The 15,335-nt window shown below is 69.8% G+C and carries 9 protein-coding genes; all 9 read left to right on the top strand.

Annotated features, from left to right (window positions below):
• The first annotated feature begins 65 nt into the window (after nucleotides 1-65).
• The 9 genes from ACRB8A_RS06245 to ACRB8A_RS06285 all read left to right on the top strand — a co-directional run bounded on the left by ACRB8A_RS06245 (nucleotide 66) and on the right by ACRB8A_RS06285 (nucleotide 15,333).
• Complete coding sequence (locus tag ACRB8A_RS06245; protein WP_432245840.1) at nucleotides 66-1,346, top strand: RDD family protein; 1,281 nt, start codon at nucleotides 66-68, stop codon at nucleotides 1,344-1,346.
• Nucleotides 1,343-2,275 carry a PP2C family protein-serine/threonine phosphatase gene (locus ACRB8A_RS06250; RefSeq protein WP_432245841.1) on the top strand — a complete coding sequence of 311 codons (933 nt, stop codon included), beginning with the start codon at nucleotides 1,343-1,345 and terminating at the stop codon, nucleotides 2,273-2,275. The genes ACRB8A_RS06245 and ACRB8A_RS06250 overlap by 4 nt, the downstream gene beginning before the upstream one ends.
• Entirely contained in the window at nucleotides 2,262-4,460 is a 2,199-nt protein-coding gene (locus ACRB8A_RS06255; protein WP_432245842.1) for an FHA domain-containing protein, read from the top strand. Before ACRB8A_RS06250 ends, ACRB8A_RS06255 begins: the two co-directional genes overlap by 14 nt.
• Entirely contained in the window at nucleotides 4,457-6,202 is a 1,746-nt protein-coding gene (locus ACRB8A_RS06260) for a serine/threonine-protein kinase (protein WP_432245843.1), read from the top strand. The genes ACRB8A_RS06255 and ACRB8A_RS06260 overlap by 4 nt, the downstream gene beginning before the upstream one ends.
• A 63-nt stretch (nucleotides 6,203-6,265) precedes the next feature.
• Nucleotides 6,266-6,970, top strand: coding sequence for a hypothetical protein (locus ACRB8A_RS06265; protein WP_050685414.1), 705 nt, complete (start codon nucleotides 6,266-6,268; stop codon nucleotides 6,968-6,970).
• Nucleotides 6,967-11,412, top strand: coding sequence for an FtsK/SpoIIIE domain-containing protein (locus ACRB8A_RS06270; RefSeq protein ID WP_432245844.1), 4,446 nt, complete (start codon nucleotides 6,967-6,969; stop codon nucleotides 11,410-11,412). Before ACRB8A_RS06265 ends, ACRB8A_RS06270 begins: the two co-directional genes overlap by 4 nt.
• Before the next feature lie 132 nt (nucleotides 11,413-11,544).
• Nucleotides 11,545-12,114, top strand: coding sequence for a hypothetical protein (locus ACRB8A_RS06275; protein ID WP_050685416.1), 570 nt, complete (start codon nucleotides 11,545-11,547; stop codon nucleotides 12,112-12,114).
• Nucleotides 12,115-12,178: 64 nt separating this feature from the next.
• Nucleotides 12,179-14,485: an NAD-dependent DNA ligase LigA gene (ligA, locus tag ACRB8A_RS06280; protein WP_432245845.1), complete on the top strand. Its 2,307-nt coding sequence runs from the start codon at nucleotides 12,179-12,181 to the stop codon at nucleotides 14,483-14,485.
• On the top strand, nucleotides 14,482-15,333 hold the full coding sequence (locus ACRB8A_RS06285; RefSeq protein WP_432245846.1) for an inositol monophosphatase family protein: 852 nt from the start codon (nucleotides 14,482-14,484) through the stop codon (nucleotides 15,331-15,333). The genes ligA and ACRB8A_RS06285 overlap by 4 nt, the downstream gene beginning before the upstream one ends.
• Nucleotides 15,334-15,335: the final 2 nt, after the last annotated feature.

The raw sequence follows: 15,335 nt of genomic DNA on the forward strand, positions 1-15,335 counted from the left end.
CCGGGCAACCGGGCAGAAACCTGCCCGGCGCCACAACCAGCAACGTTCCAGGGGGAGGAACCCGGATGGCAGTAAACCTTCAGCTTGTACCGGCCACGGCGGGCAAGCGGCTCGGTGCTGCCGTGACGGACTGGCTCTTCCCCCTCGTTGTGCCGGCCGTGCTGTTCAGCATCGGCTTCGCCGGCGTGACCCGGACCCGCAGCGGCGGGTTCATCACCTACGACACCGGATCGGTGGTGCTGTTCGGCGGCATCGGAACCGGGCTGGCGCTGGTGTACATTTTTGTCCTCCTGGGCCTGGAAGCCCGCACCGGAAAAACGCCGGGCAATCTGTTGCTGGGAATCCGCAGCGCCGACAATGACGGGTATGCGCCAGGCGCCGGCCCAGTGTTCCTGCGAAGCATCATCACCGGGGCAGGAGCCGTGCTGGTCCTGATCGCCGCCGTCCTGGTGGTGGTCTTCAAATGGTTTGATGCTGCGCTGCTGATCCTTGGGCCGCTGCAGCTGCTGGCCGCCGTGTGGGCCGTCCTGGTGGTTATCTCCAACAGGTGGGACAAAAACGGCGGGGTGCGTGGCTGGCATGACGCGGCTGCCAAGACCCTGGTGTTCGACGTCAAGGCGGGCCGGAACCCCATTACCAGCGGCGGGATCCAGGGCCCGTACAGCTTCGCTCCTCTTGACCTGCCGCCCGTCCAGCAGGTCCAGTCACCCGTAGCCGGTGTCCGGCCTGCCAGCGGAGCCGTTGTCCAGGCGCCGGCCGCACCCACGGCCCAGCCGGAACCCGCACGCGGGCAGTCCGCACCGGTCCAGTCCGCGGCGCAACCCGCAGGGCAGCCTGCGGCAGCACCCTACACGGCGCCGGCGGCCTTCGCGCCGGCCGGGACCCACGCTGCCGCAGCGACGGCCCGACAGGCACCGGCCGGGCACCGTTTCCAGAACCATCCGGACGACGACGTCGAACGCACCCAGGTCCGGTCCGGCACCCCGGCCGCCAACGCCGCAGCCCCCGCACCGCAGGCTGTCCTGCGGTTGCGGCTCGACGACGGCCGGGACTTCCAGCTGGACCGGAACGTCCTGGTGGGACGCAACCCCGTGGGTTCGGCCGGCGAACAGCACGCCCAACTCCTGGCCGTGGACGATCCGGGCCGCTCCATTTCCAAAACGCACCTGCACCTGCTCACCGATGGCGCGGGTGTATGGGTGACGGACCGGAACTCCACCAACGGCAGCGCCGTGACCGCCCCGGATGGCCGCCGCACGCCCCTGGCGCCCGGCGTTCCCACCTTTGTTACACCCGGATCCGGCATCCACTTCGGTGACCGGACCTTTTACCTAGGACAGGCATGAACCAACAGCCCGCCAGCGTTTCCTCCCTCCGGCCGGGCCTCAGCCTTGACTACGGCCATGGCACGGACCGGGGGCTCCGCAGGGAGCTGAACGAGGATTCCTACATCGCCTCCGACCCCGTTTTCGCCGTCGCGGACGGCATGGGCGGCCACGAAGCCGGCGAAATCGCCAGCGGCATGTGCGTCCGGGCGCTGGCTGCCATCCCGCAGCTGGCCACCGGTGAACGCAGCGTCACCGCAGCGGTCCTGCAGGAGTACCTGGTCCGCGCGGACACCGCCATCCGCGAGGCCACCGGTGCCCGCGCCGGCACCACCCTCACCGGGGCGGTGGTGGTGGAACAGATGGGCATGCCGTACTGGCTGGTGATGAACATCGGGGACTCCCGCACCTATCGGCTCAGCCAGGGACAATTCGGGCAGATCAGCGTGGACCACTCGGAGGTCCAGGAACTGGTGGACGCCGGCCAGATCACCGCGCAGCAGGCCACCGTCCATCCGCGGCGGCACGTGGTGACCCGGGCCCTGGGCACCGGCGACGAAACCGAAGCGGACTTCTGGCTGCTCCCCGTGGAAGAGGGCGACCGTGTGCTCGTCTGCTCCGACGGCCTCAACGCCGAGCTGACGGATCCGCAGATCCTGCGGATCCTCAGCTCCGCGGGGACGCCGCAGGAGACCGCGGATGCCCTCATCCAGGCTGCACTGCGTGGCGGCGGCCGGGACAACATCACGGTCATCGTGGTGGATGCCCGCAACGTCCTGAACGACGCCGGCGCGGCCACCACTGCCCCACGCCACGGCCCGGACGCGGAGGAGCAGGACACCTTGCCCCGGTCCCAGGCCACCCCGCAGGCAACCACGCAGCCCCTTCCGCAGCAGGCCCCTGACGGCACCGCCGCCGGCAACGGAGAGGCAACCGATGACCGCCGCTAGTTACCGGCCCGGCACCTGGGTGGGGGTTGTCCGCTCCCGCACCGCCGTCCTGCTGGGCCCGGATTCCCCGCCGGCACTGGCCGGTACCCTGTGGGACCTGCTGGCCGATGAGCCGCAGGTCCACGATGTGCTGCACGCTGTCACCAGCAGCTCCGGCGGTTCCCTGGCCAGGATTCCTGCCTTCGGCATCCTGGACTTCACCGGCCCGCTGCGGGTCTTCCTCCGCGGCGGCCTGGACCTCACGGTGGAACTGCCCACCGGGAGTGTCAACGTCAACGGACTCGACGTCACCACCTGGAACGAACGCCGTTTTGATGCCGCGGTCCGCTGCCGGCTTACCATCCCGGCCGGGGACGGCGTGGAGCTGTCCGAGCTGCCGCTGCACGAAGGTGTGGTCCTGCTGCAGTCGATCGCGCTGACCCTTGACGCCGGTACGCCCGCCATTGCCGCTGGCCAGGCTCCCGCTGGCGCGATCGGCACTGGAACGAACAGCACTGGAACGAACGGCGGCGGAGCGAACAGCGCTGGAACGACCGGGGCTGGAACGGACATCGCTGGAACAATCGGCGGCGGCGCAATCGCCGTCGAACCTGTCCTCAGCCCGGAACCTGCAGCTCCTGCAGCGCCCGGAGACGCCGTGGAAACGGGGGAGCAGGCGCCGGTTGCTGCGCCTGCCGGTGCAGGCGCCCAGGCACCCGCTGCGGAAGCCCCTGATGCGAAGCACCCTGCTGCACAGACCCCCCACACCGGAACCTCCCCGACGGAACGTCCTGCCGGGGCCGCTCCCGGGGCCGCGGATCCCGAAGCTGCGCAGCCTGAACCGGCACACCCCACATCGGGCGACCCCACATCAGCCGACGCTGATCCATCGGATCTTGAAGCCTCGGCGCTGACCATCCTTCCGGAGCACGGCGCCTCTGGAGAGACGGTCTACGGCATCCCCGACGAAGACCCGGCCGACGACGATCCCGGCCACGAAGACTCCGCCGCCAGCACTGGCGCAGCCACTGCAGACGCCGCCAAGGGTGACGCCCAACAGGACGGCGCCGCAGCAGATCTCCCGGCCCGGGCCGATGCCGCTGAAGGTACCCCGGCCGGGAACGACCCTTCCGGAGGTGCCCCCCACAATGCTGCCGGCGGCGGAGCACCTGCCGCCCCTGCTGGCGTGGCCGTGGAGAGCGAACCCACCAGCTCCTACGACCACCTGTGGGAGCGGACGGTCATGCGGAGCATCGAGGACGCCGCTGTCCGGGAAGACCCCGACGCCGAAGAGCACCCGGCAGAGCCCATCGCACCGCCTGCGGCCGGGGCCGAAGAAAAGGATCCGGACCCGGTGCCGGCACCCGTCGTGGCACCCGCCGCGGCTCCCATTCCTGCCGCCAGGCCGGCGGGTCTGTTGATCGACTCCGTGCCGTGGCGCACCGGCGGCTCCGCCCCGGCATCAACATCAGCATCAACCCCAGCACCCGCAGCCGCGCCGGCGCCGGACAACGTCCCGCCACACGGGAATTTCCCGCCACCCGGGTCTGTCCCCGGCGCCCAGCAGGGTGCCGCACACCACTCCACCGCCTCTAACCGGCCCGGCGTAAACCACCAGCCCGCCACCGCCGACGCCATCGGTGGCGATCCTGACGGCGACCACGACGGCCGGACCGTCATGAAAAGCAGCCTCCAGGGCGGGTCTGCGCCGGTCCCGGCGGCTGGCCCGGCAGCGGATCCCGCGGCCGGCCCTGTGGTCCTGGCACGGGTCTGCGCCCAAAGCCATGCCAATCCGCCCACCAGCGCCCAGTGCGCCGAGTGCGGCGCCGCGCTGCTGCCGGACGCCGTCCAGGTGGCCCGCCCCCGGCTGGGCCGGATGCGCGTGTCCACCGGCGAACTGGTGGACCTTGACCAGTCCCTGGTGATCGGCCGGCAGCCTTCCGTGTCCCGCGTACAGGGCGGCGTGATGCCCCGGCTGGTGCAGGTGGCCAGTCCGGGTGGCGACATTTCCCGGTCCCACGTGGAGGTCCGGCTGGAGGGCTGGCACGTGATGCTCTGTGACCTGAAAGCCACCAACGGCACCGTCCTGGTCCGGGAAGGCCAGCCGCCCCGCCGCCTCGCCCAGAACGAGATGGCCATCCTCCTTGACGGTGACATTGCCGAACTGGGCGATAACATCTCGCTGCGTTTTGAGGAGATTCCTTGAGTTCCAAACGGCCTGTGGCGCCGCCGCCCCTCATCCCGGGCTTCACCTACGTCAGCCTGCTGGGCTCCGGTGGGTTCTCCGACGTTTACCTGTACGAACAGGACCGGCCCCGCCGCAAGGTGGCCGTCAAGGTGCTGCTCTCCGACCTGAAGACCGAAGGCGCCCGCCGGCGGTTCGAGTCCGAGGCCAACCTGATGGCCCAGCTGTCCTCGCACCCCTACATCGTCACCATCTACGAGGCCGAGGTCACGGAGGCCGGCCACTCCTACCTGGCCATGGAGTACTGCTCCCGGCCCAGCCTTGACGTGCGGTACCGGCGGCAGCGCTTCAGCGCGGACGAGGTCCTGGCCGTGGGCATCCAGGTGGCGTCCGCCGTCGAAACGGCCCACCGGGCCGGCATCGCCCACCGCGACATCAAACCCGCCAACATCCTGGTGACTGACTACAACCGGCCTGCCCTGACGGACTTCGGCATCTCCGGCACCCTCGCGGACGATTCGGATGACGACGCCGGCATGTCCATTCCGTGGTCGCCGCCCGAGCAGTTCGCGGATGGGGGCGTGGACGGCGTTATGGTGGACGTGTGGGCCCTGGGCGCCACGCTGTATACGCTGCTGGCCGGCCGGTCGCCCTTTGTGATGCCCGGCGCGGACAACTCCCAGCGGGAACTGATCAGCCGGATCTCCAGCATGGCGCTGCCACGCCTGGGCCGGGCCGACGTGCCGGAATCCCTGGAACTGGCCCTTGCCACCGCCATGGCGAAACTTCCCCAGTCGCGCTACTCCTCGGCGCACGCCTTCGCCCTGGCCCTGCAGCGCATCCAGGCCGAACTCAACCTCTCCGTCACCCCCTTCGAGGTCTTGGAAGAAGCACACCAGGACGAGGACCACCCGGACGACGGCGTGGAGGAAACCCGGGTCCGGAGCATCGCCAGCATCGACCCCGAACGCACCGGAAGTGCCCCCACCTTCCCCGCCCGCACCCGGCCCACCACCGCCAACCCGGCCGCCTTCACCGGTCCTGCCGCCCCTGCCCCCGCCGCGCCGCCGTCGGGCATCACGCCGGGACCCGCCGCGCCCTGGCACCCCGCCGCCGCGGCAACAGCGGCAGCCAACCAGGCGCCGCAGGTTCCTGCGCACCTCTTCCGTGCGGACCCCGCAGGAACCGCTGCGGCCGGCGCAGCCGACGACAACGAATCCACGGTGCTGCGGCCCGCAGCGCCTGCTGCCGGTACCGGTCCGGAACCTGAAGACGCCACCGTCCAGCGGCCTGCGGCCACCGCGCCGCAGGAGCCCGCGCCGGCCCCGGAACGCGGCAAACGCAACGTCTGGCTGGCTGTCGCAGGCGGAACGCTGCTGGCCGCCGCCGTCGTGGTGGGCGTGGTCATGGCCAACGCCGCCGCCGAGACGCCCAAAACCGTGGCCAGCCAGGAACCCAATAAGCCACCCGCCGATGCCCTGGACAACGGCACCGTTCCCGACGTCGAAAAGCTCGCCGGAACACTGGCCGGCGGCCAGGCCAGCTTCACGTGGGAGAACCCGCAACCCAAACCGGGGGACACCTACAAGTGGAAGGTGTACACCATCGGTGGCGGGGGCGGGGAGTTCCAGTCCATCAAGGCGCCCCCCGTCAAGGTCACGCCAAACCCCTCCGGACAGACCTGCGTCCAGGTCATGATCGTCCGCACCGACGGGGCGTTTTCACCGATGGAGGCACCCTCCATCGCCTGCACGGGGCCCTGACGCACAGTCCATCACACGGCACCGGCAACACCACGAAGTTTGGCCCTGAAGGAGGCACAGGACATGGGGGATCTGGCAATAGATTTCTGCGGGGAATGGTACGAACCATCAGACGAGGACGTCTTTAACATCGGCCGTGAAGGCGACCTGGAAGTGGACGACAATCCGTACCTGCACCGGCAGTTCCTGCAAGTGGCCCGGTACGACGGCATCTGGTGGCTCAGCAACGTGGGCAGCATGCTTTCCGCCACCGTGGCCGACGGCTCCGGCGGCATGCAGGCCTGGCTGGCGCCGGGCGCCCGGATCCCGCTGGTGTTCAGCCACACCAACATCATTTTCACTGCCGGACCCACCACCTACGAGTTCGCTGTGCACCTGAAAACCCCTTCCTTCCGGCAGGAAGCCCGGGAAGACGACAGCAACGGCGACACCACGATCGGCCCGGTGGTCTTCACGGATTCGCAGAAAGCCCTGATCGTGGCCCTGGCCGAGCCCATGCTCCGCCGCGAAGGGACCGGCTTCAGCGCCATCCCGTCCTCGGCGGCGGCAGCGAAAACCCTGGGCTGGGCCCTGACCCGGTTCAACCGCAAACTCGACAACGTCTGCGACAAGCTGGACCGCGTGGGTGTGGTGGGCCTGCGCGGCGGCGGCGGGAAACTGGCCACCAACCGGCGCGCCCGCCTCGTGGAACACGCCGTGACCTCGCACCTGGTCACCGCCGATGACCTGCACCTGCTCGAAAAGATGAGGGGAGTGGACGAAGGATGAGGATCCGGCTGACACTGCGCCGCGACCCCGCGGAAACCAAGGACCTGGCCGTCACCGTGGACGGCCTGGCCACGGTGGCTGACATCGCCGCTGTGCTCTGGGCGGCCGACCCCGACAGGAAGGGAACCCCTGCGCCGGAGAACCTTTCCCTGCGGATCGACGAGGCGTTTGTGGGCGCCGGCATGACCGGGAATGTCCTGACCCGCAGCGACAACCTGCTCGAATCAGGCCTGCGGCCGGGTTCGGTGGTGTCCCTGGCGCAGGTCAGCACCCAGTTCCAGGTCCCCGGCGCGGGCCGCGGACCCGCCGCCGCCACGCTCCGTGTCCTTTCCGGGCCCGACGTCGGCCGCGAATTTTCGCTGCCCACCGGCACCAGCTACGTGGGCCGGGACCGGGACGTGGACGTCCGCCTCACCGACCCCATGACCTCCAAACGCCACGCCCGCATCACCGTGGGGGAAAGCGTGGAGATTGTGGACACGAACTCCGCCAACGGCCTGCTCATAGACGGCCTGGCCGTCACCCGCGCCACCCTGAACTCCTCGGACACCGTCACCCTGGGGGATACCACCCTTACGGTGGTGCCGCTGGGGCGCATCCAGGCGGCAGTACCGACGTCGCCCCTGGTGGACTTCAACCGGTCCCCGCGCGTGGTGCCGCGGTTCGAGGAACCCAAACGCGTCCTGCCCGCCGGGCCCAAACGGCCTGAGGACAACCCGTTCCCGTACATCATGCTGATCGCGCCGCTGATGATGGGCGCGGTGATCTTCGCTGTCACCCGGAACCCGCTGTCGGTGCTGTTTATGCTGATGATGCCCTTGTTCATCGTGGGCCACTACGTGGACCAGAAGATGCGCGGCCGGAAGCAGCAGAAGGAAGGGCTCAAGCATTTCCGGGAAGCCATGGCCGCGTTCCGGGAAGACGTCACCGAACTCCAGAAGGTGGAACGGGCCGTCCGGCTGCAGGAAGCCCCCTCGGTCAGCGACACCGTGGACGCCATCTACAAACTCGGTCCGCTGCTGTGGACCCACCGGCCGGAGCACGCCTGGTTCCTGGGCCTGAGGTTCGGGCTGGGCAGCGCACCGTCGCGCCTGGTGCTGGAAGAACCCAACAACAACGACACCGAAGCGCAGTACGCCCGCGAAATCCAGGACAGCCTCCGGCAGTTCCGGGTGATCGAAGGCGTGCCGGTGGTGTCCCAGTTCCGCACGTCCGGCGCCCTGGGCGTCGCCGGTCCGCGCGGGCTGGTGGACGACGTTGCCCGCGGCGTGGTCCTCCAGCTGGTGGGCCTGCACTCACCGGCCGAAGTGGTCCTCACCGCCATCACCTCTGCGCAGTCCCGGGAACGCTGGAACTGGCTGCAGTGGCTTCCCCACGTGGGCTCAGGCCACAGCCCCCTCGCCGGGGACCACCTGGCCGCGGGCTCAGCCGGCGGCGCTTCCCTCCTGGCGCGGCTCGAGGACCTCGTCGAAGCCCGGGAAGCCGCCGCCAAGCGCAGCGGACCGGAGCTGCGCCCCGAGGTGGACCCGGCCAAGCTGGAAGTCCCCGCGCCGGTACTGCCTGCCGTGCTGGTGATTGTTGAGGACGACGCGCCCGTGGACCGCGGCCGCCTGACCCGGCTGGCCGAACGCGGACCGGACGCCGGCGTCCACGTGATGTGGGTTGCCACGGACATCCAGGCCCTGCCTGCTGCCTGCCGCGACTTTATGGTGGTGGACGGCGACCACGGCACCACCACCGGCCAGGTCCGGCTGGGCCGGCACACCTACCCCGTGAGCTGCGAGAGCGTGGACGCGGAGCTCGCCGGCCAGCTGGCCCGTATGCTCTCGCCCGTCGTGGACGTGGGAAAGCCCGTCACCGACGACTCCGACCTGCCCCGCGCCGTTTCCTACGCCACCCTGATCGGCAAGGACTTCCTGGACAGCCCGCAGGCCGTGGCAGACCGGTGGACCGAAAACAACTCGGTGCACGCCAGCGCCGTGGCCAACCGCAAGGACAACGGCACCCTCCGGGCCCTGGTGGGCTCCAAGGGTGTTGAACCCCTGTACCTGGACCTGAAGAACGAGGGCCCGCACGCCCTGGTGGGCGGCACCACCGGCGCCGGCAAGTCCGAGTTCCTGCAGTCCTGGGTGATGGGCATGGCCGCCGCCTACAGCCCCGACCGGGTCAGTTTCCTGTTTGTTGACTACAAGGGCGGCGCCGCATTTGCCGACTGCATCAACCTTCCGCACACGGTGGGGCTGGTCACCGACCTGTCCCCGCACCTGGTCCGCCGGGCCCTGACCTCGCTGCGGGCCGAGCTCCACCACCGCGAGCAGCTGTTCAACCGGAAAAAGGCAAAGGACCTGCTGGCCTTGCAGCGGGAGGCCGATCCGGAGGCCCCGCCCTATCTGGTCATCATCGTGGACGAATTCGCGGCGCTCGCCAGCGAGGTGCCGGAGTTTGTGGACGGGGTGGTGGACGTGGCCGCCCGTGGCCGGTCCCTGGGCCTGCACCTCATCCTGGCCACCCAGCGCCCCGCCGGTGTGATCAAGGACAGCCTGCGGGCCAACACCAACCTCCGTGTGGCCCTGCGCATGGCGGATGAGGACGACGCCGCCGACATCCTGGGTGTCCCCGACGCGGCCTACTTCGACCCCGCCATCCCGGGCCGCGGCGCCGCAAAGACCGGTCCCGGGCGGATCCAGGGTTTCCAGACCGGCTACGCCGGCGGCTGGACCACCGGGAAGCCGCAGCGGCCGCAGATCGACATTGTGGAAATGGCCTTCGGGTCGGGGACCAGCTGGGAAGCGCCGGCGCCGGAGAAACCCGAACGGCAGGAACCGGCCGGGCCCAACGACATCTCCAGGATGACTGCCAACATAGTCCGGGCCGCCGATTCGCTGGCCATCGCCCCGCCCCGGAAGCCATGGCTGGACGAACTGGCCCAGACTTACGACTTCTCCCTCCTGCCCAACCCCCGGACGGATGAGCAGTTGCTCCTCGGCGTGGCCGACCACCCGTCCCGCCAGGATCAGCCCACGGTGTTCTACGAACCGGACCGGGACGGCAACATGGCCATCTACGGCACCGGTGGGTCCGGTAAATCGGCGGCACTGCGCGGCATCGCCATCGCCGCAGCCGTCACCCCCCGCGGCGGTCCGGTCCACGTCTACGGCATCGACTGCGGCTCCTCTGGGCTGCGGATGCTCGAGGAGCTGCCCCACGTTGGCGAAATCCTCAACGGGGACGATGTGGAGCGTGTGGGCAGGCTGCTGCGGATGCTCCGCGACGTCGCGGACCAGCGCTCCGCCCGCTTCGCCGAGGTCCGCGCGTCCACCATCGTGGAGTACCGGAAACTCGCGAACCGGCCGGACGAGAAGCGGATCTTTGTTCTGGTGGACGGCATGTCGGCGTTCCGTGAATCCTACGAACACAGCCGCCTCTCGTCGCTGTGGGACATTTTCCTGCAGCTCGCAACCGACGGGCGCACCCTGGGCATCCACCTGGTGGTCTCTGGCGACCGGCCCAGCGCCGTCCCGCCGTCGCTGCTGGCCTCCATCCAGCGCCGGCTGGTGCTGCGCCTGTCCTCAGAGGACGACTACCTGTCCATGGACGTGCCGCGGGATGTCCTCAGCGCCGCGTCCCCGCCCGGGCGCGGACTCCTGGACGGGCTGGAAGTCCAGCTGGCCGTGCTGGGCGGAAACTCCAACCTGGCGGTCCAGGCACGCGAAGTGCACAAGCTCAGCGCCGCCATGCTCCGCCAGGGCCTGGCCGCGGCACCCGGCATCGAACAGCTGCCCGAGCAGGTGGACCTTGACGTGCTGCCCGCCGGCGACGCGGAGGTCCCCGTGATCGGCGTGGACGACGAAACCCTGCAGCCTGCCGGGATCACGGCCAAGGGGTCGCTGCTGGTGGCAGGGCCGCCGGGCTCGGGCCGCACCGTTGCGCTGGTGAGCCTTGCCTACGCCCTCCGCCGAGCCAACCCGGAGATCGAAATTCTCTACCTGGGCTCCCGGCGCTCCGCCGTGGCGGCGCTGCCCGTCTGGAACCGCTCAGTGGTGGGCCCGGACGACGTGGCCGACATGGTGGAGGACCTGACGGAACACTCCAGCGCGAACCCGGGCAAGCTGGCCATCTTCATCGAGGGCCTCACCGAATTCACGGACAGCATCGCCGAGTCCGGCGTTGCGCAGCTGGTGACGGCCGCCATCAAGGCCGACCAGTGGGTGGTAGGCGAGTCCGAATCGTCCACCTGGTCCGCGGCCTGGCAGCTCGCCCAGCCGTTCAAGTCGGGCCGGCGCGGCCTGCTCCTGAACCCGGGCGACATCGAGGGTGACAGCCTCCTGAACACCTCCCTGGGCCGGGTGGGTGACGGGTTCATCCCCGGCCGCGGGTTTGTGGTGGGCCGCGGCAAGGCCCGCAAGATCCAGGTGGCGCTGCCGCCGGAAAACCGCGACTGAGCCCGGCTGGCAGGCAACGAGGGGGAAGGGCCGCAGCCGCTGCGGATTTGCGGCCCTTCCCCGCGGTGTAGCAGACTACCCCTCGACTCCAGAACGCCGTGGCCGGGGGACCGCGCGCATCGAAAGGCAGCAATGACCTTCTCTTCCCCGGCACCCCGCACCCTTGTGGCGGCCGCCGTACTGGCCGTGTCCGCCGGGTTCCTGGCCGGCGGCACGGCGCTGGCCGACTCGCCCACACCCACGGCGCCGGCCACCACGGCCGTTGCAACGCCCTCCGTGCCCGCCGCGCCGGCGCCCGTCAAGACGGACAAGCCGCGGGGGCCCTCCTTCGAGCCCGCGCCGACGGCACCCCCGGCGGCACCGTCCACCGCGCCGGCAGCTCCGGCCGTTCCCGCGGCGCCGATTGAGCAGCCCACCACTGACGTTCCGGTGCCCGCCGTCGAGGCCACCGCCGAAGCAGCCGTGGAGACGGCGGCTGAGGCACCCACGGCCAGCCCGACGTCGGCCGCTCCTTCTGTGGAGTCCAACTGGAACAAGCCCATCACCAGGTCCGCGACGCCAACGCGCGTCGCATCCGTCACCTCCCTGGACGGAGCCGGTGGCGCGGGCCCCAACCTGCCGCTCGTGGCCGGGCTGCTCCTGCTGGGACTCGCCGGCGCCGCCTTTGCCTGGTGGGGCCGGGGCCGGCTCCGGGCCCACTGACCCGGCCGGGCCACGGTCCCGGCGCGGCCCGGGCAGTGTCGGCCGCATAGGGCAAGATAGTTCTGTGAGCACAGTTCCAGGCCCCGCAGAAGACGCCGCCACCCGGACCGGCACCCCCGACGAGCCCGCCGAGGTTCCCGCAGGAACCATCAGGGACGAATACGAGAAGCTGGCGGACGTGGTCCGGAAATACCGGTTCTCCTATTACCAGGAGGACGAACCCCTGGTCTCCGACGCGGAATTTGATACGCTCTTCCGCCGGCTGGAGGAAATCGAGGCCCTGCATCCCGAGCTCGTGGCCAACGATTCGCCCACCCAGGAAGTGGGCGGCGAAGTCTCGGCCGCCTTCGCCGCCGTGGAGCACCTGCAGCGCATGTACAGCCTGGAGGACGTCTTTTCCCTCGAGGAACTCGAGGCCTGGCTGGCCAAGGCCGTGGCCGGCGTCGGCAAGCTCGGCGACTCGGCACCACCGGTTGCGTGGCTCACCGAACTCAAGATCGACGGCCTGGCCGTCAACCTGCTCTACCGGGACGGCAAGCTGGTGCGCGCCGCCACCCGCGGCGACGGGTTCACGGGGGAGGACATCACCCACAACGTCCTGACCATCAAGGAAATCCCGCGGGAACTTTCCGGCACCGGGTTCCCTGGTGAAGTGGAGATCCGGGGCGAGGTCTTTATCCCCTCCAAGGCCTTTGCCGACTTCAACGAAGCCCTGATCGAGGCAGGCAAGGCCCCGCTGGCCAACCCGCGCAACGCCGCCGCCGGGTCGCTGCGCCAAAAGGATCCCGCGGAAACCGCCAAGCGGCCCCTGAAGATGTTTGTGCACGGCATCGGCGCCCGTGAAGGGCTCCAGTCCACCACCCAGTCCGAAACCTACAAGCTCCTCGAGGGCTGGGGGCTGCCGGTCAGCCCGTACTTCGAGGTCCTGGACAGCGTCAAGGACGTCCTGGCCTTCATCAAGGGTTACGGCGAAAAGCGGCACAAACTGCTGCACGAGATCGATGGGATCGTCATCAAGGTGGACGACTTCGGCACCCAGCGTGCCCTGGGCTACACGTCCCGCGTGCCCCGCTGGGCGGTGGCGTACAAATACCCGCCGGAGGAAGTGCACACCAAGCTGCTGGACATTGCCGTCAACGTGGGACGAACCGGCCGGGTGACCCCGTTCGGCCTGATGGAACCGGTCAAGGTGGCCGGTTCCACGGTGGAGATGGCCACCCTGCACAACCAGGACGTCGTCAAAGCCAAGGGCGTCAAGATCGGCGACATCGTGGTGCTCCGCAAAGCCGGGGACGTTATCCCCGAAATTGTGGGCCCGGTCCTGGCGCTCCGGGACCAGCAGGACCCGCCGGTCCGCGACTTTGTGATGCCCACCGAATGCCCCTCCTGCGGGACGCCGCTGGCACCCGCCAAGGAAGCCGACGTGGACATCCGCTGCCCCAACGCGAAGTCCTGCCCGTCCCAGCTCCGGGAACGGGTCTTCCACTTGGCCGGCCGCGGCGGGTTCGACATCGAGGCGCTGGGCTGGGAAGCGGCGATCGCCCTCACCCAGCCCACCGAACCGGACGTCCCGCCGCTGACCTCGGAGGCCGGGTTGTTCGACCTCACGCCCGAGGTGCTCGCCGGGGTCCGGATCCGGCGCGAAAAACGTGCCAAGGGCGTTCCTACGGGTGAATTCGAACTGGTGCCGTACTTCTTCACCAAGGGCACCGCGAAAGTGCCCTCCAAACCCACGGCCACCACCACCAAACTGTTCGCCGAACTGGAAAAAGCCAAGGCGCAGCCGCTGTGGCGGGTCCTGGTGGCGCTGTCCATCCGGCACGTGGGTCCGCGGGCTTCCCGCGCCCTGGCCACCTGGTTCGGCACCATGGACGCCATCCGTGCCGCCTCGGAAGAGGAACTGGCCGGCGTTGATGGCGTGGGCCCCACCATCGCCGCCGCGCTGAAGGAATGGTTTGCCGAGGACTGGCACCGCGAGATCGTTGACCGCTGGGCCGCGTCCGGAGTGCGGATGGCTGACGAACGCGACGAATCAACCCCCCGCACCCTGGAGGGCCTGACAGTGGTGGTCACCGGCTCGCTGCCAAACTTCAGCCGCGACGAAGCCAAAGAGGCAATCCTCATCCGCGGCGGCAAGGCCGCAGGGTCCGTCTCCAAAAACACCAGCTACCTGGTGGCCGGCGAAAGTGCCGGTACCAAGCTGGACAAGGCCGAGCAGCTGGGCATCCCCGTCCTGGACGAGGACGGCTTCCGCGAACTGCTGGCCAACGGCCCGGCACCTGCTCCTGACGAGCAACCTGCGCCTGACGGACAATCCGCTGACGGCGAACCTGCCGCGGGCGAACCTGCCCAGGAAGGGGCTCCAGCATGAACGCCGCACCGGAATCCCCTCGAGCCGAGGACCTGCTGGCCGAACTGCTGGGTGTGGCCCGGCTGGCAGCCGCGGCCGGCGCCAAGGTCCTGGCCGGCCGCAACGATGCCGCCCTGGCTGCCGACGCTGCCGTAAACAACAAGGGCGAGGCCGGCGACTGGGTGACCGCCTACGACCTGGCAGCCGAAACCGCTGTCAGGGTCGTTATCGCGGCCCACCGCCCCCATGACGCCATCACCGGGGAGGAACACGGGCCCACCCGGCCCGAGGACCCGTCCGGCTACCGCTGGTCCATCGACCCGCTGGACGGCACCACCAACTTCATCCGCAACATTGTGTACTACGGGACGTCGGTGGCCGTGGCGGACGCCAACGGCCAGTGGCTGGCCGGAGTGGTGGACGCCCCAGCACTGGGCAGGGTGTACTACGCCTCCCGCGGCCAGGGCGCCTGGCTCGAAGCCGGTGGCACCCGCACCCGGCTGACCGGCCCGCAGCACGGGCGCACCGGCCGGATCCTGGCCACCGGCTTCAGCTACGACCCTGACGTCCGGGCCGAACAGGCCGGACTGCTGGGCGGGCTAATGGAGGGCTTCGCGGACGTCCGGCGCCTCGGCTCGGCCGCCCTGGACCTGTGCCTGGTGGCCGATGGCACCCATGACGCCTACGGCGAGCGCGGCCTCAACGAGCACGATTTCGCCGCCGGTGCGCTGGTGGCGGAGGAAGCGGGCTGCTGGGTCCGGCGGCCCCGGCTGACCAGCCCGCTGGACGGCGGACCGGACGACGCCGACCGCCTTGCCGCCTGGACCTGCGCCGGGACCTTGGAACTCGCCGGCAAATTCCCGCTCTGAGC

Origin of the sequence: Arthrobacter sp. G.S.26 (assembly GCF_050847375.1) — a bacterium.
In the GTDB taxonomy this organism is placed as follows: domain Bacteria; phylum Actinomycetota; class Actinomycetes; order Actinomycetales; family Micrococcaceae; genus Arthrobacter.